This is a genomic window from Arthrobacter ginsengisoli (assembly GCF_031456935.1).
Taxonomy (GTDB): domain Bacteria; phylum Actinomycetota; class Actinomycetes; order Actinomycetales; family Micrococcaceae; genus Arthrobacter; species Arthrobacter ginsengisoli.
Genome location: NZ_JAVDVQ010000032.1, coordinates 1 through 23181, shown reverse-complemented (window position 1 = coordinate 23181; position 23181 = coordinate 1). Strand labels below are relative to the sequence as shown.

Genomic DNA, 23181 nt, shown 5'->3' with positions numbered 1-23181 from the left:
GACGCGGGGCCGTTCTCGTGGATCGGACGAACGAGTGGGTTGGCTGACCGTGGCCAGCGTCTCCCGCTCCGTCGAGCGTGATCCACCCTGCGTCGAGCTCGTAGAAGCGCATCATCAGGTTCACCAACGTGGTCTTGCCCGCCCCGGTAGCCCTTTACAGAGCGAATCACGTCGAACCGCTGATCACCCGGTCACGTCCGGCCAGCAGACCCGTCACGGCGAGAACCGCCATGATGCCCGCGGTGACGAGGAGCGGAAGCGTCCAGCCGCCGCTCATGTCGCGAAGCCCACCGAACATTACCGGCCCCACCGCGGCGAGACCGTAGCCGACAGATTGCGCCATTCCTGACAATGACGCTGCCTGCGGGTAATTCACGGTCCGGAGGCTGAACAGCGACAGAGCGATGACAATGAGGCTCCCGCACCCGATCGCCCCAAGAATGACCCACAGCAATATGAGGTCCGGCGCAAGTGCCAGCCCGAGAAACGTCACGAAGGTGAGCGCGCCGCTCGCGAAGGATACAAGGCGTTGGTCCGAACCGCGGTGCAGGATCCCCCCTGTGGCAAGGCTGGCGAACACGCTGATGAGCAGGAATAGGGACAGATGGACGCCCGCAGTCGTGGCGGGAACCCCCTGGCTTTGTTCGATGGTGGGCAGCCATGCCATCAGGACGTAGAAGGCGATCGATTGAAGTCCCATGAAGATTGTCACCTGCCAGCCCAAGGCTGAGGCCCAGGGCGACCGGTAGGGAACCTCCGGGGTGGTGGCGTGCGCGGCGTCTGACCCGTGCCGGCGCAGCCACGGCAGGAGCACCGCCATGGCGATAAGAGCCAGTCCCACCCAGATTCCGAGGGCAAGACGCCATCCCGCCGGGGACGTCTGTGCCGCGGGAACGACGACGGCTGCCCCGATCGCGGCGAAGGCAGCCTGCATGGCGGTGTAGCTTCCGGTGACCTGGCTGACCCTCATCGGAAAGTCCCGCTTAACAAGGGAGGGCACCAGGACATTGAGAAATGCGATAGCCACGCCGATCAGTGCTGTGCCCGCCCAGATGACGCCGGGCAACGGTAAGGAGCGGAGCACAATGCCCGAGGCCAAAATCAGCAAGGACATCCACAGTGCCCGGTCGAGACCCAAACGGGAAGCGAAGCCGGGTGCCACGGGGGAGAAGACTGCAAAAGCAATGAGCGGAAGACCTGCGAGGAACCCAGCTGCGGCACTGGATAACTCAAGGTCGCTGCTGATGTTCCCGAGTACCGGTCCCACGCTGACAAAGGACACCCGAAGGTTGACTGCGATGAGCAGAACGCCGATGAAAGCGAAGCCGAATCTGGCAGTGCGGTCCGGCGCGGTCTGGGTGGCAGCAGGCATCATGCGTTCTTCCATCCTTCGAGAGGTGAGGAGCGCCCTCGTGCCTCCTGCGAATTCGCGTTTGTCAGATAGAAGTAGTCTCTGACTCGGCAATTCAATCTGCCGTCAACCTACCTTATGTCGAGCCGGTTGCCGTCCCTTGCGCCGGCTCGAGCCGTTGGTGCGGAAGTTCCCCGGGGACAGACGGCCACCCCAGCACGGTCAGCAGCAACGTCATAGGCTTGAATGGTCGCTAGCCAGTGACCGCTGCCGCGCCTGACGTTAGGAAGGTGATGGAGACGGCGGCGCAAGCCTAGAGTCGGCGCATCTTTCGAGCCCTTTCATTGGACGGGGAGGGGCCGTGGGCGTCAAAACAGTTCTCGCCTACCGCGCAGGATTCGACCAGAATCTCAGCCGCCCGACACCCGCCGCGGTCGCTGAAGCAGCCCGCCGCTGGCAGCAGAAACCCCGTACCGGCACCAAGGCGAAGCTCACCGACGTGACACTCATTGCCCACTGGATCCACACGGCGGTGTCGGCGCGAGACTGTGGCGCAACGCCATCACCAAAGTAGTCGGCGGATGGATCGACGACGACGACTGTTCCGAGGCGGACGCCCGCAAGATCGTGCAACTCATCGCCCACGACAACGCCCGCCGCGTGTACACGCTCCCCTAAGCCGCCGACCCGAGATCCCGAGCACACAGAACGAACACCATGCTGAGCCCTGGCGCAGCGGACGGCGGCGGAACTTCCCGCCGTCGTCCGCTGGTCAAGGGCGCGCGTGGGGCTTTCGCCTCTGTGCAATGTTGATGGTTCGGCGAACTGTGAAGCTTAGGCGCGCATTGTGTTTACACCGGGCAGATCGCAGGTCATCGTGGCACCAACAAGCACAGGATTGAAGAGGTTCACGGGTGGCATGTTCGTGCTCAGCGCCGTGACGTTCGCGGCGGCTGCCAGCACGTTATCGGCAATATTCGACTGGCCGGATATCCTGCGGGAGCCAGCGCGCGTGGTCTTGCCGGCGTTCGCCGCCGGCGCCCCGGCCCTGGTCTGGATCTGGTTCGCGACAGCCTGGACTTACGCAATCTTGGCGATACCGGTCCTGCTGCTACCCTCAGTGCTCGGCCTCCGTCGGAACACGGCACTGCAGATCGCGACCTGGGCGGGCGGATCCTCGGTACTGCTGTCGTTGATCGGATTTCTGCGCTGGGTCTTCGTCGTTCCACCACTGGCAGACGCCCACCGCGACGGCGACGCTGCGACGCGGACGGCCGTGGAAGCCGCGTGGACCGCCCAGCACCAGTTTGGCGGGGCCCTTCTCGGCGAACATCTAGGTCAGCTGCTGATCATCGGCTGGTCCGTAACGCTCTGCGTGATCATTTTGCGCCGCAGAGTCCTCCCGCGCTGGCTCGGAGCTACCGGCCTGGCGGTCAGTACGCTTTATCTCCTGAACCAGGGCGACATACTCGCCACCGCCCTCCCCGGATTTCCGGTCTGGGACCTGGCCGGCCTGATTGGCAGCACCGGCTGGGGACTATGGATCGCCGCCCTTGGCATCTCCATCTTGATACTTCCCATTCGTGTGGATGGGCCGGACCCGGTCCGCCCCGCCCCGCAGTACTCCTCCGGCCGACCCACCACGCCCGAGCACCCCGCGGCAGGGTAGACATTCACTGGTTGGGCCCGGCAAGCAGCTTTCTGATCTCGGCGAGCTTTGCTTCGGACTCTTCGAGGCTCAGGCGGAGCCCTTGGACCGTTGCGGTCCTCGAGTCAGCCGCATCGACGGGCGGTGCGGAGACCTTCTTCTTGGGAGACAAAAAGAAGTTGGCCAGGTAACCGGTGAATGTGCCAAAGATGCCGACACCGACGATGATGATGCCTGTCCCGATCATGCGGCCCGCATCGGTGACCGGATATTGGTCACCGTATCCGACTGTTGAGATCGTGACGATCGTGTACCAGATGGCGTCCGAGGCGGTTGTGATGTTGGCCCCCGGAGCCCCCTCCTCGACGCCGAGGATCGTGAGGCTTCCGAATTCCAGCACGAAAATGCCCATGAGCAGCAGTATGTACAGGGAACTGCCGGCCCGATCTTTGATCAGAGCGCGGCCGACCGTGCCGATGCCGACGTCGCGGAGCAGGCGGTACACCCGGACCAGCCGGAAGACGCGCAGGATCTTGAACTGCGCCAAAGGCACGCTGGCCAACAGGTCGGCCCAGCCGAAGTGCCTGAAGAAATAGGCGCCCGCCGATGGCGCGGTGACGATCCGGTAGAGGAAGTCGACGACGAAGATCACGCTGAAAAGGCCGTTCATCACCGTCAGCACGGTGTCGAGCGACTTCTCCTGCGCGGCATACAAGAGCACCAGATTGACGATCGACAGGATCGAAAGGATACCGATGAAGATCTCGTATCCGATGCTCTTCAGTTCACTGCGTTCCTTGGTCATGTGAGGATTCTGGCACGCAGGCGGGGGTGTAGCCGACACTTTTTTGGACCGAGGCGGCTGGAACCCTGCACCACCCGGACCGTGTGGGCGGCCACGCCCGACTAGAACCAGGAGCACTCCTGACCCGGATGCCTTCTGCCTAGGTAGCCCAGTCGGCGTCGTCGTAGGGGCGTCCGCGGAAGTGGGCGCGCAGATACTCCCCCACCACGGCAGCGCCCAGGTCCCCGGCCTCGGGCGCCACGACCCGGCCGCCGATCCGGCGGGCCATCCGGGCGACGAATCGTTCCAGGCCCGGGTCATCGCCCAGCCGGAAGAACGTGGCCTGCATGCCGGCGCGCCCCAGGCGGTCCAGCTCGGCCACCGTGACGCGGATGGTCTCAGGGTCCGGCGGATACGAGAACCACGACTCGCCGTCGGCAAGTAGATGCGCGGTGGGTTCGCCGTCGGTCACCAGCAGGAGGACGGGCTGCATCGACGGGTGCTGGCGGAAGAACCGGCCAGCCAAAAGCAAACCGTGGTGCAGGTTGGTTCCCTGCTCCCGCAGGGCCGGCAGGGCCGTGAGCTCGCCAATGTCCATGGTCTGTGCGTAGCGGCCGAACGTGATCAGCTGCAGCCGGTCGCCGCGGAACCGGGTTGAGACGAGGTGGTGCAGGGCGAGCGCGGTGCGTTTCATCGGCACCCAGCGTCCCTCGGCGGCCATCGAGAAGGACACGTCCACGAGCAGGACGACGGCGGCCTCCGTGCGAGCCTCCGTCTCCGTCACCTCGATGTCACCCACGGCGAGGCGCAGTCCGCGGCCCGGATCACCGCCGTCGGCAATCGTCCGGCGGATCGCGTTGGTGATGGTCCGGGTGACGTCCCACGGTTCGGCGTCCCCGAACTCCCACTGGCGGCTGGAGCCGGTCTGGTCCCCAGCCGCCCCGGCAACCCGCGTGTCCCGGCGGCCCTGCCGGCCCGAAAGCTGCTTGGCGGTGTCCCGCAGCAGCGACCTGCCGAGCCGCCGCATGGCCTGCGGGGACAACCGGAGATCGCCGTCGACCCCGCGCTGGAGGTAGCCGCCGTCCTGCATGGCCCGTTCGATGTCCGCGAGGGTGCGGCCTGTCACGGCGGCATCCTGTCCCAGCTGGCGGGCGAGGGCGTCCAGGTCCAGGTCGTCGAGGCGTGACCCGCTATAGGCCTGGGAGAGCTGTTCGGCCAGCTCGTCGAGTTCGGCGAGGTCCTGCAGCACGCCGGTGCCGTCGCCGAGTCCGAGGCCTTCCTCGCCGTCGAAGCGTTCGGAGCCGGTCCAGTCCTCGCCGGGACGCAGGGCTTGCAGGTTGGAATCGAGTTGGCCCAGCTGTGCCATAAGCTCGGGCGAGCCGAAGGCCTGGGCGGAGAGCTGCATCAGTTCCTCGCGCTGCTCGGCGGACATGGACTGCAGGAGCCGCTGGGCGGCGGCGGCGCGCTGGGCCAGCGCGTCCACCAGTTCCTCGACCGATTGCGGGTTCTCCGGAAAGAAGTGGCCGTGCCGGGCCATGAACTCCTGGAAGTCCGCGTCGGTGTCCTCGCCGCGCCGGTGTTTGTCGAGCAGCTCATTGAGAGCCTGCAGCATTTCGTTCACCGCCGCACGGTCCTCATCCGTGGCGTCCTCGAGTGCCTGCTTCATCCCGGCGAACCGCTGGTCCAGGATTTCGCGGCCCAGCAGGTCCTTGATCCGGTCGTAGGCTTCCCGCGCGGTGCTCGACTGCCAGTCGTAGGAGGCGAGTTCGTTGACCGCGGCCGCCGTGGATTTGGGCAGGTTCTGCAGCTGCATCTCCCGGAAGGCACGGTCGGTGTTGTCCATCATGGCGTCGCGGGCGAGCTGTTTGCGCTCCTCCAGCACCGCCGTGTCGAGCAGCTTCTGGACTTCGTTGAGGGTGCCGTCCAGCCGGTGGCGGCCCAGCAGATCACTGCGCCGCTGCTGGACGCGGCCGGCGAGGTCGTCGAGTCCTTCCCGGTTCCGGCCACCGCGCCGCAGGAACTCCTGGAGGGCGTGCCGGGGCGAGTAGCCCGCCATGACGTCCTCGGCGACGGCGTCGAGGGCCTCCGCCAGGTCCACCGGCGGGGCGAGCGGATCCGGTCCTCCCCGGTACCGGCTGTACCGGGACCGGTTGTGTGCGGTCATGAGGCCTCCTTGGCGTAACTCTGCTTAGCCGTAGATCGTCGCCTCGTCGTCGGACTCCTTGGAGATCCGCCGGGCGAGGTAGAGACCTTCCAGTGCCAGTTCGACGGCGGCAGCGCGCTGCCCGTCGTTTGTGGCGCCCAGACGCTCACTGATCTCGTCGTAGAGGCGGGAACCGTTGAGGGCCGGAAGGTTCTCCAGGAACTCCCGCGCCGTGACCAGCTCCCCGGTGGTCACCGTGGTGTGGCCGTCCAGCGCCGCTACGAGTTCCCCCATGTCGATGCCGTGGAAGTGCGCCCGCACAGCTTCCGCGGTGGCCACCCGCAGGAGGTGGTCCAGGATGTCCTGTTCCCGGCCTTCCTCACCGGACTCGAACTCAATCTTCCCCGCGAGTACCTCCACCGCGGCGTCCAGGTCGATGATCCGGGCCACGGCCTCGTCCTCGCCGCGCACGCTGGCCCGGCGCAGGGCGGCCGCAGCGACGGTTTCGGCGCCGGCGATGGCGAAACGCGCGGAAACTCCGGAGGTCTGGTTGATCGCCGGGGACTGCCGCAGCGCCCGGGTGTAGCGGGCCAGGATCTCAAGGATGACGGGCGGGACGCCGGCCACCAGGTGCCCCTCCTGCCGGATGACGGCCACCTCGTCGTCGAGCTCGATCGGGTAGTGGGTGCGGATCTCGGCCCCGAAGCGGTCCCGCAGCGGCGTGATGATCCGGCCGCGGTTCGTGTAGTCCTCCGGGTTGGCGGACGCCACGACGAGGACATCCAGCGGCAGCCGCAGCACGTAGCCGCGGATCTGGATGTCACGTTCCTCCATGACGTTGAGCATCGAGACCTGGATCCGCTCGGCGAGGTCGGGCAGTTCGTTGATGGCGATGATACCGCGGTTGGAGCGCGGGACCAGTCCGTAGTGGATGGTTTCCGGGTCCCCCAGACGGCGGCCCTCGGCCACCCGCATCGGGTCGACGTCGCCGATCAGGTCGGCGACGGAGGTGTCCGGCGTCGCGAGCTTTTCGACGTACCGTTCCGAGCGGTGGCGCCACGCCACCCGCAGCCGGTCCCCCTCGGTGAGTGCGCGGGCGCGGGAGTGCTCCGTGATGGGTTCGTAAGGGTGTTCGTTCAGTTCCGAGTCCTCGATCACCGGCGACCACTCGTCCAGCAGCCCGGCCAGGGTGCGCAGGAGCCGGGTCTTGCCCTGTCCCCGTTCGCCGAGCAGGACGACGTCGTGCCCGGCGAGCAGCGCCCGCTCGAGCTGCGGCAGGACGGTCCGGCTGAAGCCGTACATCCCGGGCCAGGGGTCGCGGCCGGCGGCGAGCGCGGCGAGCAGGTTGTCGCGGATTTCGCGGCGCAGGTCCTTGTGCACGTGGCCGGAGGCACGCAGTTCACCAACAGTAAAGATATCGGGGCGATCACTCACCCCTCTACGGTAGACCTGCACGGTGCGGGGAATCGAGGGATTCTGTCAGATTCCCTGCTCACTGGGCCCGGGTGCGTCATACGCTGGATGCTGATGACTGCAGCAACGCCGCCGGATTCGCCGGTACCACCATCGGGGCCTTCAGCGAGGGATCCGGGCACACTCCTGCTTCTGGTGCGCCACGGGGAGACGCCGACGACGGGAACGGTGCTGCCGGGGCGGGCCCCGGGACTGCACCTGTCCGACCGCGGCCGGGCCCAGGCGGAACAGGTCGCGGAACGGCTTGAGGGCTTGTCCGTCGACGCCCTCTACTCCTCGCCGCTGGAGCGCGCCTGCGAAACGACGGAGCCGACGTCCGCCCGCACCGGACTGGCCGTGACGCAGGACGACGGCCTTCTCGAATGCGACTTCGGCGAGTGGACCGGCGCCGCGATCGCCGACTTGGCGGCGCTACCGGAGTGGCAGACCGTCCAGCACAGCCCCTCGACCTTCCGATTCCCGAACGGCGAGAGCTTCACGGAAATGCAGGAGCGGATCGTTGCCGCGATCGGGGCACTGTGCGCCGCGCACTCCGGGGGCGTCGTCGTCTGCTTCTCCCACGCCGATCCCATCAAGGCCGCCGTCGCCCACACCTTGGGCACGCCCCTGGACCTCTTCCAGCGGATCGTCATCAGCCCGGGTTCGGTGTCGGCCATCTCGTTTGTGGACGGCCAGGCACCCGCCGTGCTGATGGTGAATTCGACGTCGGAACCGCTGAGCGAGCTGCGGGGGCCATGAATTGGGGACTGCTTGGACAGACGGTGAAGCGGGGCGGGGAGTGTCCGGCCGAGAGCTGATACTGCTCACCGAAGGCAGCGTCGAACTGGTGGGACGCATCCCCCGCAGCAGCAACCAGACCTTCCTCGTTCAGGTCTCCCTCGGGGATGACGAGGCGTACGCGGTCTACAAGCCGGAGTCCGGGGAAAGGCCGCTGTCCGATTTCGAGCCCGGCCTCTACCGCCGGGAACGCGCAGCCTACCTGCTTAGCGAGGCGCTGGGGTGGGGTTTCGTGCCGTCGACAGTGATCCGCGAGGAGGCCCCCGTGGGGGTGGGTTCGCTGCAGTGGTTCATCGAGTGCGACTTCCAGGAGCATTACTTCACGCTGTACGAGGACGCTCCGGAGACCCACCGCGAGCTGGCCCGGATTGCCCTGTTTGATTACGTCGCCAACAACACGGACCGTAAAAGCGGTCACGTGCTGCGCGGCGATGACGGGCGGATATGGGGCATCGACCACGGGCTGTGCTTTTCGGCATCTTTCAAACTGCGCACCGTGATCTGGGACTTCGCGGGCGAGCCTATCCCGGATGCCCTGCTCGAGGACATCGGCCCGCTGGCTGAGGCCGTGCCTCCCGGGGTGGCCGAACTGCTCGATGACAACGAGGTCACCGCCCTAAAGCAACGCGTCCAGCGCCTGCTGCGCGCAGGGGTGCTGCCGGTTGACCGCACCGGCATGCGCTACCCGTGGCCGCTCGTTTAGAGGCAGACCTGAACGAGCGTCGCCCGCACCGGGGGAAGCCCGTTAGTGGGCGGCACGGCTGAGCAGCGTTGAATCCGCCGCCCGCCCCTCGCAGGCTGGCCTGGCACTCAGCCGGGGTGCTGGCCGAGCATGCCGCGGCAGTCGCAGCACATCCGTCGTCGGGGCTCGCGCGGCACGAAGCCCCGGAGGATGCGCTGATGCCTGCGTCGGAAGCTAAGTAACACCAACGGAAAGGTCGACGGCGGCTCTCACCTTGGTGCCGCCATCAGTGAGCGGACGACGGCGGGACGTCCCGACGTCGTTCGCTCCCGCATTGGTGAGGTGCTTTTTACAGCGCCGACCAGCCGCCGTCGGACGCCAGCTGGTATCCCCAGTTGGCCACGATATTGGTCATGGGGCATCAGCGGACTGCTGTTTTGCTGCCGATCCGCGCGGAGCCAAGGCGACAACAACCGAATGAGGGCCGGGATGTCCGGTCCGGACCAGGGTGGCGATGGCCTGGGCAATCTTCCCTCCGCCTTGCGATGAAGGCTCGGTCGGATTCGCATAGTCAACGTCTTCACTGCAGAAAAGCCGGAGGTCGATCAATGCTGTTCCCCGGAAAAAGGCCGCCCGGGTGATGGAGTCGTTGAAGAGGCACAGCGCTGCCTTGATGACCTTCTGGCCGGGCTCTGAGGCAGGAGTGTCGTAAATGGTGCACACGGCCGTGGGGAGGCCATGTGCCAGGACGGCGGGCAGCATACTGCGGTAGTCGCCGTCGAACCTTTCCTTGGCCGCGTTCAGCAGAAGCAGCGCCTCGGCAACGGAAGCCGGCGTCCCCTGCAGTAAGGGCGCATACCCGAGGGCGTCGTTTCCGCCCGCGCTCACAACCAGGTGGGTGGCATCCGCGGGCAGCTGTTGAAGCTGGCGGCCGACGCCGGAGAGGGTCTCCCCGTCCACGGCAAGGACGGTGCATGTCCAGCCCGGCAGCTCGTCCCGCCGCTGGCTGATGACGCCCGGACCGCCCTCAACTTAGGCGGCGTTGTCGAAGATGGAATCGCCCAGCAAGACCACGTGTCCTGCTCCTTCGCGGTTGTTTGCAGCATCCATGAGGCACATGCTGCACCCTCCCGAGCCCGTCCGCGACCTGCTGTTCTCCTGAAGGCTCAGTGTGGGTGGATGGATGCGGGGAAAAACTTTCATGCGGTGACGCGGTTACCGGTCGTTTCCGTGAAGGTCCATCGTGTAGCAGACGGCCGTGCCTTCAAGCACGACTGTTCCATCGTCACGGACAACCCAGGTACGAAGCTTGGTAATCGGCTTGTCCTTGCGCGCTTCCATAACTTCGACATGTCCGGTGATGACGTCCCCCGGACGGACAGGGGCCTTGAAGTCCCAGTTCACATTCAGGAAGACGGTACCGGGACCAGGGAGCTCCTCCGCCACAACGGCGTTCAGGATGGCACTGGTGACTCCGCCTTGGACCACTATTTCCCCGAAACGGGAGGACTTTGCCACCTGCTGGTCATAGTGCAGTGGATTACGGTCACCACTGATTTCAGTGAACAACATGATGTCGCTATCCGCGACCCTGCGTGACAGTTGCGCGGTTTGCCCGACGACGGGACGGGGGCGGGCCTTAATCGTGGTCATGACTGACCTTCCTTGTTCGAGTGAAGTGTCCCAACAGACTTCCCTCGGTGCGGCTGCAGGTCAATCCGTACTGGCTTCCGTGGAGAAATCCGTGATGACCACGGATGCACCCCATCTGTGACCCATCCCACACTGGGTGGGGCGTCCAAACACGCCCGAGGCCTAACCCGCCCAACCTTTTTCCATATCCGCCACAGGTGCCCTAGAGAAAAGAGTCAACATCATGAAGCTCCAAGTTGCCATGGACGTCCTGACCACCGAAGCCGCCCTCGAACTCGCCGGCCAGGTTGCCGAATTCGTTGACATCATCGAGCTCGGCACCCCGCTGATCAAGGCCGAAGGCCTCTCCGTTATCACCGCGGTCAAGAACGCCCACCCGGACAAGGTTGTTTTCGCTGACCTCAAGACCATGGACGCCGGCGAACTCGAAGCCGACATCGCCTTCAAGGCCGGCGCTGACCTGGTCACCGTGCTCGGTGCAGCCGACGACTCCACCATCGCCGGCGCCGTCAAGGCTGCCATGGCCCACAACAAGGGCGTGGTTGTTGACCTCATCGGCGTGGCAGACAAGGTGACCCGTGCCAAGGAAGTCACTGCCCTGGGTGCAAAGTTCGTTGAGATGCACGCCGGTCTGGACGAGCAGGCAAAGCCCGGCTTCGACCTGAACGGTCTGCTCCGCGCCGGCGCAGAAGCCCAAGTTCCGTTCTCCGTGGCAGGCGGCGTGAAGCTCGCCACCATTGCCGCCGTCCAGAAGGCCGGTGCCGACGTAGCCGTTGTGGGCGGCGGCATCTACAGCGCAGCCGACCCGGCACTGGCCGCCAAGCAGCTCCGCGCGGCCGTCAACTAACCACTCTCCCTTCACGGTGGCATTCCCGCAGCTGGAAAAGGTTAGCCCCCGTTCAGACCCGAACAGCGTCTCAAGAACAATCTTCATCGAACCCTGCGCATTTCCTACAGCCATTGGAGTTCCCACCATGTCCAGTACGTCTGTTATTGAAAACCCGATTCTTGACAATCCGGCCCATGCCTCGGCAGCACCCGCAGCCGCACCAGCTCCGCCAAGCGGTCCGCTGGCCGGGGCACCGGGCATCGTTGGAATCCCCATGGCTGTCGCCGGAGCATTCGGCCTGGGCCTGGTCAACACGGGATTCATACCCGCCAGTGCAGCAGCCGCTGCCTTACCCACGGTGATCGCTGCCTCTGCCGTCGGCCTGCTGCTGACTACGATTTGGGCCTGCGCGCTCGGCCAAAACACATCCGCGGGCATCTTCGTATTGTTCTTCGGATTCTTTGCCACTTACGGCGCACTGTCACTCGGACTCATCAATGGTTGGTACGGCATTCCCGCTGACCAGATGGTCAATGCTCAAGCACTTTGGCTGACGTGCTGGCTGTTCATATTCGTGATGCTCACCTTCGTGACATTGCGTCTCCCTTGGAGCTCCACCCTCATGCTCGTTTTCGTCGACATCGCCCTCGTCCTGCTCCTCATGGGCACCCTGCAGGGCAATACGGGCATGACCAACCTCGGAGGCTGGTTTACGTTCGCGTTCGTTGCAGTGGCCGTTTACCTCTACGTCGACGTCATGTGGAGCCAAACCGGTGGACGCGGGCTGCCCCAAGGGCGCGCGCTCGTCCGCTAAGCAGTTCAGTCTCGGTACACGAGACGTTGCAGCGCAGCAGGCCCCCGGCATCCTCCCTTATGGGACGGACCGGGGGTCTTCCTGCTGATCCGACTGTCCACCGGCGGCACTCACGGGCTGGACGTCCTGAGCTCAGTGCCAGCCGCAGCTGCCGCATGCCGGCCATCCCAAAACAACTCCGTTTAAGCGGATCCAAGTAACTCAGTACCGCCTCCCGTGGAGAAATCCGTAATGACCACGGATGCACAGTGCATGTGACGCAATCCACACTGAAAGGGAATTGTTGTAGCGCTAAATGCGTGGCTCCGTCATTACCAATCCATTGAAAGGAAGAATCATGACTACACAAATTGCTGACAACGGTGTCCTCCTCCAAGAGGCTCTTACTCATTTTCCTGCCGGTGTTGTAGCACTGTCGGCGACGGTCCAGGGCGAGCGGCAGGTTCTCATCGCTTCGTCTTTTTCGGTCGGAATCTCCTACGAGCCGCCGCTCGTTCTATTCTCCGTCCAGAAATCTTCATCCACGTGGCCGAGCATCAAGGATGCACCTCTTATTGGCGTATCGGTTATGGGAGAAGACCATAACCCGGTGTGCCGTCAGCTTGCATCACGCGATAAATCAAAGCGTTTCAACGGCGTAGAGACTTTCTCCGGCGAGCAGGATGACCTCTATATTTCCGGGTCACCCCTGTGGCTCACGTGCTCCATTTACCAAGAGGTCGATGCTGGCGACCACATTCTTATTCTGCTGAAGATTGAAGATTTCCAGGCCCACAGTCTGCATATGCCCCTGGTACTCCATCGCTCGTCCTTAGGCCGCTGGGACCGCATTTAGCGCTCACTTGCGGGACGAATGAGAGGCATGCAAACCATGATTAGCACCCTTCCTCAGATCTCGAATGTCATGACCACGCAAACGGTCGCAGCCGATCGGGTCCAGGTCATGGCGCCTGTTGCACATCAGTCACCATTGGCCGGCACCTCGACGGCGGGTGCCGTACACCTGGACATTCTGCTCACGTGGAGGGGCCGAGTGGGTCTCTTCAAGAAGTCCGGGCATCGTTCCACGGGGACCACCCCGTGGCAGCTTCTCTCAGTCCCACGGGCGGGCCATGGTTCAGCTTTGGATGACGAATTCCTGCAGTGCATCCAAGTGCTGCATGGCGGAACCGGCCTCGCCGTCCGCGACATCCTCACGATTGAGTGTGGCCCCACTGTCGAGGTCCCTCATGGTCCGCACAGCACTCAGCACGTGGTCTACCTGGTCGAAACCAATCAGCGGCGGTTGGCCCTTGGCCCTGAGTACTCGGTGTACCGGTGGGTCAAGAAACCCAGGATCGGACGCTTCGATGGTGCCGCTGATTGGCTTGCACCCGTCCTGGAAGCAGCCGCGTCAACGCCCCCAAAGTCGCGGGAATTGATACTCAACACGGCCGGCAGCGGCGCGATATTGGCCGCGTGAAAGGTCGCAGCACCTTCACGCGATGAAAAACCAGGCGCAACTCCCCGTCGAATGACTGAAGGATACGAATGGCACTCCAACAAGCAATCTTGCCCTTAGAAGTACGAGGGCGCACCAGATCAATTCGCCTGATCCTGCTTTGTCAGGTCCTGACCTTGGCCGTCTGGTTCGCCTCGACTGCCGCGTTGCCGAGCATCGCGGTTCTCGAACCCATTTCTGAGACTCAAATGGCACTGATGACCAGCGTGCTGCAGGTGGGCTTCGTTATCGGCGCCCTGCTCAGTGCTTTTCTCAATGTGGCAGACAGATTTGACCCCAGGAACCTTTTTGCAGCGTCGGCGGCGGTGGCAGCAGTGACTACAGCAGCCCTGCTCGTGGTGTCGCCGGTAGGAACCGAAGCACTCATTCTCAGGGCCCTCACCGGGGTGGCCCTGGCAGGAATCTATCCCGTTGGCATGCGCATGGTGGCCAGTTGGGCCACCAATGATCTGGGCAAACTTGTCGGACTGTTGGTTGGAGCACTGACAATAGGCTCTGCCCTGCCCCATCTCTTCACCATCGGTGATGCTTGGGACTGGAAACTCGTTTACGCAGCCTCATCGATTGCCGCCCTCTCGGCAGCGTGCTTAGTCAAATTTGCGAAACTCGGACCTGCGTTTAAGCGGGCGCAACGGTTCGATCCGAACATTGCCAAAGCTGCCTGGCTCAAACGGCCAGTCCGCCTTGCCAACCTTGGATACCTGGGCCATATGTGGGAACTGTACGCAATGTGGGCATGGATCGGATTGTTCTTCCGGGCATCATTGGACGCCCGGGGAGTGGAACAACCGGGGCTTGCCCCCGCAGCCACTTTCCTTGTCATTGGCGCAGGCGCCCTGGGGGCGCTGATCGGAGGGCGTTTGGCCGACCGGTTTGGCCGCACCGCTGTAACCATCTACTCAATGGCAATCAGTGGCGCCTGCGCGCTGACGGTCGGATGGCTCTTCGGCGGGCCACCTCTGCTTATTCTCATCGTGGCCATGGTTTGGGGAATATCGATCATCGCCGATTCTGCTCAGTTCTCAGCTTGCGTGGTGGAACTGTCACCCCCGGAATCGGTAGGGACCATGCTGACCATTCAAATCTGCATGGGCTTCGCACTAACCCTCGTCACAATCCAATCCATGGGCTTTGTCGTCAGTCACTTGGGTTGGGGCATCGGATTCTCGATGCTCGCCCTGGGTCCACTTTTTGGCTGCCTGGCCATGTGGCTGCTGAGGCGTGACCCTGCATCGTCCCTGCTTGCGGGCGGGCGCAAATAAAACCCGATTCGATTCACTTCGCAACCACCCCCTTAACAGTCTGTTGTCAAGGACTTCAGCGCTGGTCTGCGGGCCTGATCCAGATTTCTTAGGAGTAACACCATGAGGACCCCGGCACAGCAACTCTCCTACCGCGGAGAAACCCTCTGGCGTGATGACCCTTTCCGGCCTGCCATCGCCGCGGGCTCCAGCTACGACGCCACCGGTGCCGCGCAGCAGGCACTCGAGCAGCACGTGCCCGCCCTTGTGGCGGACCGCATTGCCACCCGGATCTTCGCGAAGGACCACACCCTGTGGGGTCCTGAGGCCGAGTCCGAGTCTGCTGTCCGCCTGGGCTGGGTGGAGGCGGCCACCGTCTCACGGGCCCTGGTGCCCGGAATCCTTGAGCTCCGCGATGCCCTGAAGGCCGAGGGCGTGACCCGAATTGTCCTGTGTGGCATGGGCGGATCCTCGCTGGCTCCCGAGGTCATCGCCGGTACCGCTGGCGTCGAGCTGACCGTGCTGGACAGCACGGACCCTGATCAGGTCCGTGCCGCCCTGGCGGACCGGCTGGCCGAGACCGCGATTGTGGTCTCGTCCAAGTCCGGGTCCACCCTGGAAACCGACTCCCAGCGCCGGATCTTCGAGCACGCCTTCACGGAGGCCGGCATCGACGCGAAGAGCCGGATCATCATCGTCACTGATCCGGGCTCCCCACTGGACAAGGCCTCCCGCGAGGCCGGCCACCGGGCCGTGTTCAACGCCGACCCCAATGTCGGTGGCCGGTACTCGGCCCTGACCGCGTTCGGCCTGGTCCCGTCGGGCCTGGCCGGTGTGGATATCCAGGCGTTCCTGGACGAGGCTGAGGAAGCCGCCGAGATCCTCAATGACGACGCGCCGGAAAACATCGGACTGGCCCTGGGCGCGGCCTTGGGCGAGACCACTCCGCTGCGGAACAAGATTGTGATTGCCGAGGAAGGCTCCGGGATCGTGGGCTTCGCTAACTGGGCTGAGCAGCTCATCGCCGAGTCCACCGGCAAGGCCGGCACCGGGATACTGCCGGTCGTGGCCGGCCCCGCAGCGCCCGAGGTCAGCTCCGGCGCCGCCGATGTCCTAGTGGTGCGCCTGGTCGCTGCCGATGCCGACGTCGAACTCGGTGAAAACGAAGTGGCCATCGCCGGCGGCCTGGCCACCCAGATGATGGTGTGGGAATTCGCCACAGCCGTAGCCGGGCGTCTGCTGGGGATCAACCCGTTCGACCAGCCGGATGTGGAAGCGGCGAAGGTCGCCGCCCGCGGCCTGCTGGACGCCCAGCCCGAACCCACACCCGCAGCATTCACCGACGGCGCCATCGAAGTCCGGGGCGGTGACTGGCTCCGTGGTGCCCATACGGCCGAGGAAGCCGTGGGCGCCCTCCTGGGAACGCTCGATGACGAGAGCTACCTCAGCGTCCAGGCCTACTTTGACCGGCTGGCCTTCGCAGAGCTCGAAGGGATCCGCGATCAGCTCGCCGCCACCAGCGGCCGTCCGGTCACCTTTGGCTGGGGCCCGCGGTTCCTGCACTCCACCGGGCAGTTCCACAAGGGCGGACCCGCGATCGGCGTGTTCCTCCAGGTCACAGCAGCACCCACCGAGGACCTGGCCATCCCGGAACGTCCCTTCACCTGCGGGGAACTGATCGCTGCGCAGGCCGCAGGCGACGCCCAGGTCCTGGCCGGCCACGGCCGTCCGGTCCTGCGCCTTCACCTCACCGACCGGGCCGCCGGCGTCGCACAGCTGCAAAAGATCATCGCCGCCGTCGCCGCCCAGTCCGCAACCATCTCCGACAGCTAAATCCGCCGTGCCTGGCATCGGGGCGTCCGCCGCATGGCGGGCGCCCCGTTCTCGTGCGCCCCGTCCAGCGGGGTTCTGCAAGGCTGCCGTTCAACAGTCCCGTTACGTCAGTTGTCCACCAAACGGAGGCCAACTCCGCAAGGTATCGGTACGGATACCCGTGGTGAATTCAGTGTTGAGCACGGATGTAGGGCAGCACCTGGTGAACATAGGTTTGGCAGTGATCGGCATCACAGTGACGTCGAAGATGATGGAGGAAGTTATGTCGAGCTCTGTTGGCTTGCTGGTGACGCTTGAGGCTCAGTCCGGCAAAGAGTCCGAACTGGCTGAATTCCTGCAGGCCGCTCAGGATCTCGTTGTTGAGGAACCCGGCACATCCACCTGGTACGCCTTCCGGATCAATGCCAGCCAGTTCGGAATTTATGACACGTTTCCGCATGAGGAAGGCCGTCAGGCACATCTCGCCGGAAAGGTCGCCACAGCCCTTGGAGCGAGGGCGGATGAGCTTCTCGCCTCCGCACCCTCTATTCAGCCCGTGGAGGTCCTGGCCTTTACCTAAATCGTTTGCTCCCGAAACCGTTCCTTATCGACATACCCCTTAACCGTAAAAGGATATAGACATGGCAAATAAGCAGAACTCCAAGAAGCGCATGATTCTGAACGCATTCGACATGAACTGCGTGGGGCATCAGAACCCCGGGATGTGGGCGCACCCTGATGACCAAACCCACCGCTATAAGGACGTCGAGTACTGGACCGACCTGGCAAAGCTCCTTGAGCGCGGCGGCTTTGACTGCCTCTTTATTGCAGATGTCCTGGGCTTCTACGATGTTTATGGCGGATCACGGGACACCGCACTTCGCACCGCCGCCCAGGCGCCTGTGGGAGACCCGGCTATTCCGGTCTCAGCGATGGCAGCTGTCACGGAAAGGCTCGGGTTTGGGGTTACGAAGTCACTGACTTACGAACTTCCGTATTCTTTCGCCAAGACGATGACCACGCTGGACCACATTACAAAGGGCCGCGTCGCCTGGAATATCGTGACGTCGTATCAGGCAAGCGCAGCCGAGAATCTGGGGCTCGATAAGCAGATCCCGCATGACGAGCGTTACGCCGTGGCGGACGAGTTCATGGAGGTCTGCTACAAGCTTTGGGAAGGTTCGTGGGAGGAAGACGCAGTCGTCTTCGACAAAGAGAAGCGCATCTTCACGGATCCTTCCAAAGTCCACGACATCAACCACGAGGGAAAATACTACAAGGTTCCCGGCGCCCACCTCGGCCAGCCGAGTCCGCAGCGCACTCCGTTCCTGTTCCAGGCCGGCACCTCCAAAAAGGGCATGGAGTTCTCCGGGAAGCATGCCGAGGCCGTGTTCGTCATCGGTACGAGCCCCGAAGAGCTGCGGCCCACTGTCGAAAAGGTTCGCCAGCAGGCGGCCGAGGCAGGCCGGGATCCGCGGAGCGTGAAGGTCATCGTGATGCTGACCCCGATCACCGCACCGACGGACGAGGAGGCCCAGGCCAAGCTTGAGGACTTCTACAAGTACGCAGATACCGACGCCGCACTGACCCTCTTTGGCGGATGGACAGGTATTGATATGTCCTCGGCGCCGGCAGACCAGCCCTTGGAGAACATCGAGAGTGACGCCATCCGGGCAATGATCGACATGCTGACCGGCGTTGACAGCGAGGTTGTCTGGACAAAGGAGCGGCTGGCGAAATGGCTGTGCATTGGCGGATTTAGCGCGTCAGTGGTTGGCTCGCCCACAACCATCGTCGACGAGATGGAGCGATGGATGGAGATTGCGGATGTTGACGGCTTCAACCTTGGCCGCGTCATTGCGCCCGGGACGATGGAGGACTTCGTCGAGCTGGTGGTTCCCGAACTGCGCAAGCGGGGCCATGTCCCGCAGGATCCCGCCGCTGAAGGAGTGATGACGTTGCGTGAACGTCTCACAGGTGACTCCCGGCTCCCCTCGGAGCATGCCGGCGCCAACTACCGGCTGGGTGTGGCGGCGTCAGTTTCCTGATGAAGTCACCTGATCTGCACAGCTGAAGAGGATGAGAACGGCGGCCACCGATTTGTGGATCGGCGGCCGCCATTCTTTCCCTGGATTTAGTGTTCAACGACGAGGCCCGCGGGATTCTAGCGCCGCCGGAACGTTCACGCCGTGGACAGGCCGAGTGTTCTTGGTCACCTGTAGGTAAAGTATTGCGATCAGATCGAACTACGCGAGGGCCGGTCGAAGGAGACCGGCTGATCGTGAAGTTGCACTGCCACACTTTGGGGTTCAGAGAGGAATCCGTAAATGCCGGTAGATTTTAAGCAACCAAAGCCTCAGTCGTGTGTAGACCGGGGCATCACCTCCCGGGAGTGGGAGGTCCTCCAGGCCGTTATTAATCATCTGGCCAACGCCGAGATCGCAGCCACATTGGGTATCAGCGTACGAACGGTGGAAAGCCATGTTTCCAATCTCCTGACAAAGTTTGACGTCTCGTCCCGTTCAGGGTTGTTGGCTGCAGTCCGGGCCACCGAGAATACTGGTCCGTTACGACTTGAGGCTCCCCCTTCATTGCTTCGCATGGCCAAGGCAGGTGAATTTGTGGGCCGGGGTCCGGAGCTTCAAAAACTGCACGATGAGTGGGACATGGTCAGAGCCGGTGGGCAGCGCCTTGTGCTGGTGTCGGGCGATGCAGGCATCGGAAAGAGCCGGCTGGTTGCAGAGTTCGTGCGGCAACTACTGGTCAATGACGACCCGCTGGTGCTGCATGGACGTTGCGACGAAGACGTGGCAGGTCCTTTTGAAGCAGTCGGCCACGCCCTTGCCCCATATATCCGCGCAAGCAACCCAGCCAGCTTGTCGGGAGTGCTTGGTGACGTAGCCGCCGAATTGGAGACGATCATTCCAATTTCCGGCATCCGTTTACCGGGGATTCCGGTGGATGCTGCGCGCACCGACCCGAACGTCACCCGGCTGCGGCTCTTCGACGCCGTCACTCGGCTCCTCCGGCATGCCTCGGATTCCTCGCCCATGCTGCTGGTACTCGATGACGTGCACTGGGCTCCGGAGCCAACACTCCTGCTGCTTAAGCACCTCATGCAGGAGGAGGCGCTCAAGCGCACGTTGATTATCTGTACTCTTCGCCCCGGGGACGTTTCAGATGCCCTCATCGGTTTCCTGGGTAGGTTGCGCCGCGACGCAATGCCTGCTCAGATTCAGTTGGGTGGATTGCATCGGCTCGAGGTAGCTCAACTGTTGGCTTCAGATGATGGATCGGCACAGTCGCGGGATGACATCTTTTCTGAAAGCCTGGCCTATGACATCTACTCGGAAACTCGGGGAAATCCGCTGTATGCGGCAGAGCTGATTCGAAGCCTGGGAGAGGGCAGTGGGCCGAAGTCGGCGGGCAATGCAGACGTTCCTCATGGAGTGAAGGACATCGTTGCGGCACGTGTTCGGCGCCTTAAGCAAGAGACGCAGACCCTGCTCGGCATAGCCGCCGTGCTGGGGCAGGAATTTGACCTCAGCGTGCTGCAGCAACTTGCTGAAGTTGACGATTTCACTCTTCTGGAAGGAGTGGAGGAAGCAACCCAGGCACAGCTTTTGTATGACGTTACAGCCGCTGCTCCGGACGCTGTGGAACGTTATGAGTTTGTGCACGCCATTGTGCGCCGGGCAATCATTGAAAGCCTGTCGCCGGCCCGGGTGCGCCGAATACATGCCGCAGCTGGCACAGCGTTGGAGCAGCTGTATCCCCAAGCTTTGGAAATGCGGGCCGATGAGATCGCATGGCATCTGGTTCAAGCAGGTCAGATCAAAGACCGCCAGAATATTGTGCGTTACCTTACGATGGCGGGCCGGGCCGCGCTGAACAGTTCCGCGGCGGAAGAGGGACTTCGCTTTCTGGATCAGGCCTTGGAGTATATCGACGCGGCTGACGCCTTCGACCGTGCGGAGCTCTGGTTCCAGCGCGGCCTGACGTTGCGTACGTTGGGTCGCTGGCCGGATTCGGTGAGCTCCTTACGCAACGCGCTGGATCTTTATGCAGAAGTGGGCGACCTGGAAGCCATTTCCCGCACGTGCCGCGCGGCCACACACACCATGTTTTGGTTTTTCCGAATGCCCGAAGCTCTCGATATAGCAGCTTATGGACTTAAGATGCCTGACGGGCACGAGGGCGCAGAGCGGGGACGGCTCCTTGGTGCATTGTCTTTTGCCCAGGCTTGGGGCGGTGATTACGACTCAAGCGTGGAAAATATCCATGAAGAGTTGGACATCGCTTCCCGGCTTGAGGATGCGGAGCTCCGAGGACATGCTTTGGCCATACGCGCGATGCAGCTTCCGGCGTTCCTTGAGCACAAGGATGCAGCCTCGGCAGGATACGAGGCGCTGGAGATACTCCGCGATTCCGACGATGTCTGGACCTTGACAAGCATGCTCGGCTTCTTGAACTACACACTCGTTGGTTTAGGTCGCCTGGAGGAGGCCCGCGCGGTAGGCGCTGAACTTGCCCCACTCGCGGTTCGTGTAGGGAACTACGCCGCCCAGCAGCAGCACACGCGGATGAACGCCATGGTCGAGTTCTTTCAGGAGGGAAGCCCCGTCGCCCTGGAAAAATTCGCCCGGAAGGACCTCGCATTCTGCACGGCCGTCGGGCTGGCAACGCCTGAACATTCGCTAGCGTGGCTTGGGCTGGCCAAATTCCTCGCCGGGGAATGGGAGGAAGCGAAGGATGCCTACGCAGCCGCGCTGGAAACAGAGGCGGACACAGGAATGGTCGGCTGGGGATGGTCTTCCCTGTTCGAGTTGCTCGCATACATGGGCGATTCCAAAGCTGCCATGGATTTGTTTGAAAAGCACCGAAACACTTTGCCGCACTTGGATCAGGCCAATACCTGTGGCTCCTGGGTGGCTGCGCTTACGGCCGTTGAAGGTTTAGTCGTTCTGGGAGATTTGGATCAGGCCGCGGCATTGCTCCCTGCTATCGAACAATGCATTCAGCGGACGGGGGTCGTCTGCATCGAATTCCGGGGCGGCCGCTTGGTCAAGCGGTCAGCGGCAATTGCCGCTGCAGCGGCCGGTGACTGGGCCCGCGCGGAAAAGTATTTTCGGGAGGCACGTCGTGATGCTGAAACCATGCCCCACGTCGTGGAGCGTGCCCACACCTTGAGATTTCACGGGAAGATGCTGCTGCAGTCTGGTCAAGACGGATCTTCTGCCAGGGCGAAGGCGTATCTGCAGGAGGCGCGCGCCGCCTACGCGAAACTCGGCATGCCCCGCCACGTGAAACTCTGCGATCTGGACATGGAACCGGCCCGGGTTACGAGGAAAAGGACTACAACCCCTGACCCCGGCCTCTTCGGCTTTCTCACCAACCTGATGTATGGGGAGTAAATCCGAGCCTTCTCAAAGCTGTATTTCAGCTCATGGAATTAACGCTTAGTCATTTGCCTGAAGTTCGAATTGAAAAATAACCCGACGGAATGGACTGCTGCTGTGCGTACATTGGAATTTCCAAAGCAACGGAACCACAACTATTTCCAGGTCACTGGGGTGGTTGGTCATGGCGACCAACGGGGACGCCTGATGGGCTTTCCCACAGCCAATATTGCTATACCGCCAAATGGCGGCCGCAATGGCGTATGGGCTGGCACGGTTCATCTCGACTCACCGGATCATCGCGCTCTTCATGTGGCTGCCATATCCATCGGCGACCGGCCCACGTACTACTCCCGGGGTCAGAGCCTGTTGGAGGCGAACCTCTTGGACTTCACCGGCGATCTGTACGGACAGACCGTTGTGGTGACGCTGCGCCTCCTGATCCGTCCCCAACGCAAGTTCTCCGGTACGTCCGAGCTCGTGGACCAGATCCAGGACGACGTGGCCCGGGTTCGAACCTGGGCTCTGCAAGCCGGCTTTGGGGGCTGCCTCCGTGCAGAACAGGTACCCGCCCGCTCGCATTCCAATCCACTGGCAACCGTGCACCCCATTGCCCTCGGCCACAGGCGCCTGGACCGAGGCGCCTCGCTGTCGGAATTCCTGCCGCTGAACAGCTAGGGGGCATCGCCTTACCACAATGGCGCATTTCTAAGGAGCCTTCGACACCGGTGACACGGTGGACAAGGGAAGATCCGCTGTCGCCCAGCGGCATGAAATCGGTGACCAGGACGGATCCGCTGCCGGTCTTCCAGATGGTTTGGAGCACAAAGGTGGAGTCGATATAGCGCCGATCGACAACGGCAGCATCGGCTTCACTGGGCGCCAACAGCCAGCGGCCATGCTCTTCGGTGCCCAGGATCCGGCTAAACACGGACGGTGAGTCGAAGCTTGGGAAACAAAGCCAGTCCACGCTGCCATCCCGGGCTGATATGACTTGAGTTAGTCCTTCCCAAACACCTCCGGAGATGTCAGGACGGGATGTATCAGATTCCCTTGGGGCCCCCTGGCGGGTTG

Annotated in this window: 20 protein-coding genes and 2 pseudogenes; 14 read left to right on the top strand and 8 right to left on the bottom strand. The window is 63.1% G+C overall.

Translation table 11 applies throughout. The features are described from left to right. Positions 1–67: 67 nt before the first annotated feature. Together J2X01_RS22080 and J2X01_RS20285 are read right to left on the bottom strand one after the other, a co-directional pair. Positions 68–148: pseudogene (locus J2X01_RS22080) on the bottom strand (ABC transporter ATP-binding protein); the annotation flags it as partial. A gap of 18 nt (positions 149–166) precedes the next feature. Beyond that, the gene (locus tag J2X01_RS20285) at positions 167–1375 is read right to left on the bottom strand and encodes an MFS transporter (protein WP_310061790.1); all 1209 of its coding nucleotides are present in this window, start codon (positions 1373–1375) and stop codon (positions 167–169) included. Between the two features lie 337 nt (positions 1376–1712). Here J2X01_RS20285 and J2X01_RS20280 point away from each other — a divergent pair, with 337 nt between their 5' ends. Further along, the gene (locus tag J2X01_RS20280; RefSeq protein ID WP_310061788.1) at positions 1713–1925 is read left to right on the top strand and encodes a hypothetical protein; all 213 of its coding nucleotides are present in this window, start codon (positions 1713–1715) and stop codon (positions 1923–1925) included. Between the two features lie 345 nt (positions 1926–2270). Beyond that, positions 2271–3020, top strand: coding sequence for a DUF4386 domain-containing protein (locus J2X01_RS20275; protein WP_310061786.1), 750 nt, complete (start codon positions 2271–2273; stop codon positions 3018–3020). 4 nt (positions 3021–3024) lie between these two features. Here the strand turns inward: J2X01_RS20275 and J2X01_RS20270 are convergent, their stop codons facing one another. The 3 genes from J2X01_RS20270 to J2X01_RS20260 all read right to left on the bottom strand — a co-directional run bounded on the left by J2X01_RS20270 (position 3025) and on the right by J2X01_RS20260 (position 7360). Next, a complete protein-coding gene (locus J2X01_RS20270) occupies positions 3025–3804 on the bottom strand; it encodes an ion transporter (RefSeq protein WP_310061784.1) in 780 nt (259 codons plus the stop codon). Positions 3805–3943: 139 nt separating this feature from the next. After that, a complete protein-coding gene (locus J2X01_RS20265) occupies positions 3944–5947 on the bottom strand; it encodes a vWA domain-containing protein (protein WP_310061782.1) in 2004 nt (667 codons plus the stop codon). 24 nt (positions 5948–5971) lie between these two features. Further along, positions 5972–7360 carry a sigma 54-interacting transcriptional regulator gene (locus J2X01_RS20260; protein WP_310061779.1) on the bottom strand — a complete coding sequence of 463 codons (1389 nt, stop codon included), beginning with the start codon at positions 7358–7360 and terminating at the stop codon, positions 5972–5974. Positions 7361–7453: 93 nt separating this feature from the next. Here J2X01_RS20260 and J2X01_RS20255 point away from each other — a divergent pair, with 93 nt between their 5' ends. Together J2X01_RS20255 and J2X01_RS20250 are read left to right on the top strand one after the other, a co-directional pair. Continuing rightward, entirely contained in the window at positions 7454–8137 is a 684-nt protein-coding gene (locus J2X01_RS20255; RefSeq protein WP_310061776.1) for an Rv2135c family putative phosphatase, read from the top strand. Positions 8138–8177: 40 nt separating this feature from the next. Then, positions 8178–8879, top strand: a complete 702-nt coding sequence (locus tag J2X01_RS20250; RefSeq protein WP_310061774.1) for an Rv2133c family protein — start codon at positions 8178–8180, stop codon at positions 8877–8879. Positions 8880–9269: 390 nt separating this feature from the next. Here the strand turns inward: J2X01_RS20250 and J2X01_RS20245 are convergent, their stop codons facing one another. Both J2X01_RS20245 and J2X01_RS20240 read right to left on the bottom strand, forming a co-directional pair. After that, the gene (locus tag J2X01_RS20245; protein WP_310061772.1) at positions 9270–9818 is read right to left on the bottom strand and encodes an SGNH/GDSL hydrolase family protein; all 549 of its coding nucleotides are present in this window, start codon (positions 9816–9818) and stop codon (positions 9270–9272) included. 255 nt (positions 9819–10073) lie between these two features. Then, positions 10074–10511, bottom strand: a complete 438-nt coding sequence (locus tag J2X01_RS20240) for a MaoC family dehydratase (protein ID WP_310061770.1) — start codon at positions 10509–10511, stop codon at positions 10074–10076. A gap of 223 nt (positions 10512–10734) precedes the next feature. Here J2X01_RS20240 and hxlA point away from each other — a divergent pair, with 223 nt between their 5' ends. The 10 genes and pseudogenes from hxlA to J2X01_RS20190 form a co-directional block, all read left to right on the top strand. Further along, a complete protein-coding gene (gene hxlA, locus J2X01_RS20235) occupies positions 10735–11358 on the top strand; it encodes a 3-hexulose-6-phosphate synthase (protein WP_310061767.1) in 624 nt (207 codons plus the stop codon). Between the two features lie 127 nt (positions 11359–11485). Further along, positions 11486–12154 carry a GPR1/FUN34/YaaH family transporter gene (locus J2X01_RS20230; RefSeq protein ID WP_310061762.1) on the top strand — a complete coding sequence of 223 codons (669 nt, stop codon included), beginning with the start codon at positions 11486–11488 and terminating at the stop codon, positions 12152–12154. A 337-nt stretch (positions 12155–12491) separates the two neighbouring features. Next, positions 12492–12989 (top strand): flavin reductase family protein, encoded by a 498-nt coding sequence (locus J2X01_RS20225; protein ID WP_310061759.1) that lies wholly within the window; start codon positions 12492–12494, stop codon positions 12987–12989. Positions 12990–13277: 288 nt separating this feature from the next. Continuing rightward, a complete protein-coding gene (locus J2X01_RS20220; RefSeq protein ID WP_310061757.1) occupies positions 13278–13616 on the top strand; it encodes a hypothetical protein in 339 nt (112 codons plus the stop codon). Positions 13617–13684: 68 nt separating this feature from the next. Then, entirely contained in the window at positions 13685–14917 is a 1233-nt protein-coding gene (locus tag J2X01_RS20215; protein ID WP_310061754.1) for an MFS transporter, read from the top strand. A 102-nt stretch (positions 14918–15019) separates the two neighbouring features. Then, on the top strand, positions 15020–16729 hold the full coding sequence (locus tag J2X01_RS20210; protein WP_310061751.1) for a phosphoglucose isomerase-related protein: 1710 nt from the start codon (positions 15020–15022) through the stop codon (positions 16727–16729). 220 nt (positions 16730–16949) lie between these two features. Continuing rightward, positions 16950–17288 (top strand): putative quinol monooxygenase, encoded by a 339-nt coding sequence (locus J2X01_RS20205; RefSeq protein ID WP_310061748.1) that lies wholly within the window; start codon positions 16950–16952, stop codon positions 17286–17288. A 61-nt stretch (positions 17289–17349) separates the two neighbouring features. After that, on the top strand, positions 17350–18756 hold the full coding sequence (locus J2X01_RS20200) for an LLM class flavin-dependent oxidoreductase (RefSeq protein ID WP_310061744.1): 1407 nt from the start codon (positions 17350–17352) through the stop codon (positions 18754–18756). 279 nt (positions 18757–19035) lie between these two features. Beyond that, positions 19036–22122 carry an ATP-binding protein gene (locus J2X01_RS20195; RefSeq protein ID WP_310061741.1) on the top strand — a complete coding sequence of 1029 codons (3087 nt, stop codon included), beginning with the start codon at positions 19036–19038 and terminating at the stop codon, positions 22120–22122. A gap of 102 nt (positions 22123–22224) precedes the next feature. Beyond that, positions 22225–22617: pseudogene (locus J2X01_RS20190) on the top strand (riboflavin kinase); the annotation flags it as partial. Here the strand turns inward: J2X01_RS20190 and J2X01_RS20185 are convergent. After that, positions 22499–23077, bottom strand: coding sequence for a trehalase-like domain-containing protein (locus tag J2X01_RS20185; protein ID WP_310061808.1), 579 nt, complete (start codon positions 23075–23077; stop codon positions 22499–22501). The pseudogene J2X01_RS20190 and the gene J2X01_RS20185 sit on opposite strands and share 119 nt — an antisense overlap. Positions 23078–23181 lie beyond the last annotated feature (104 nt).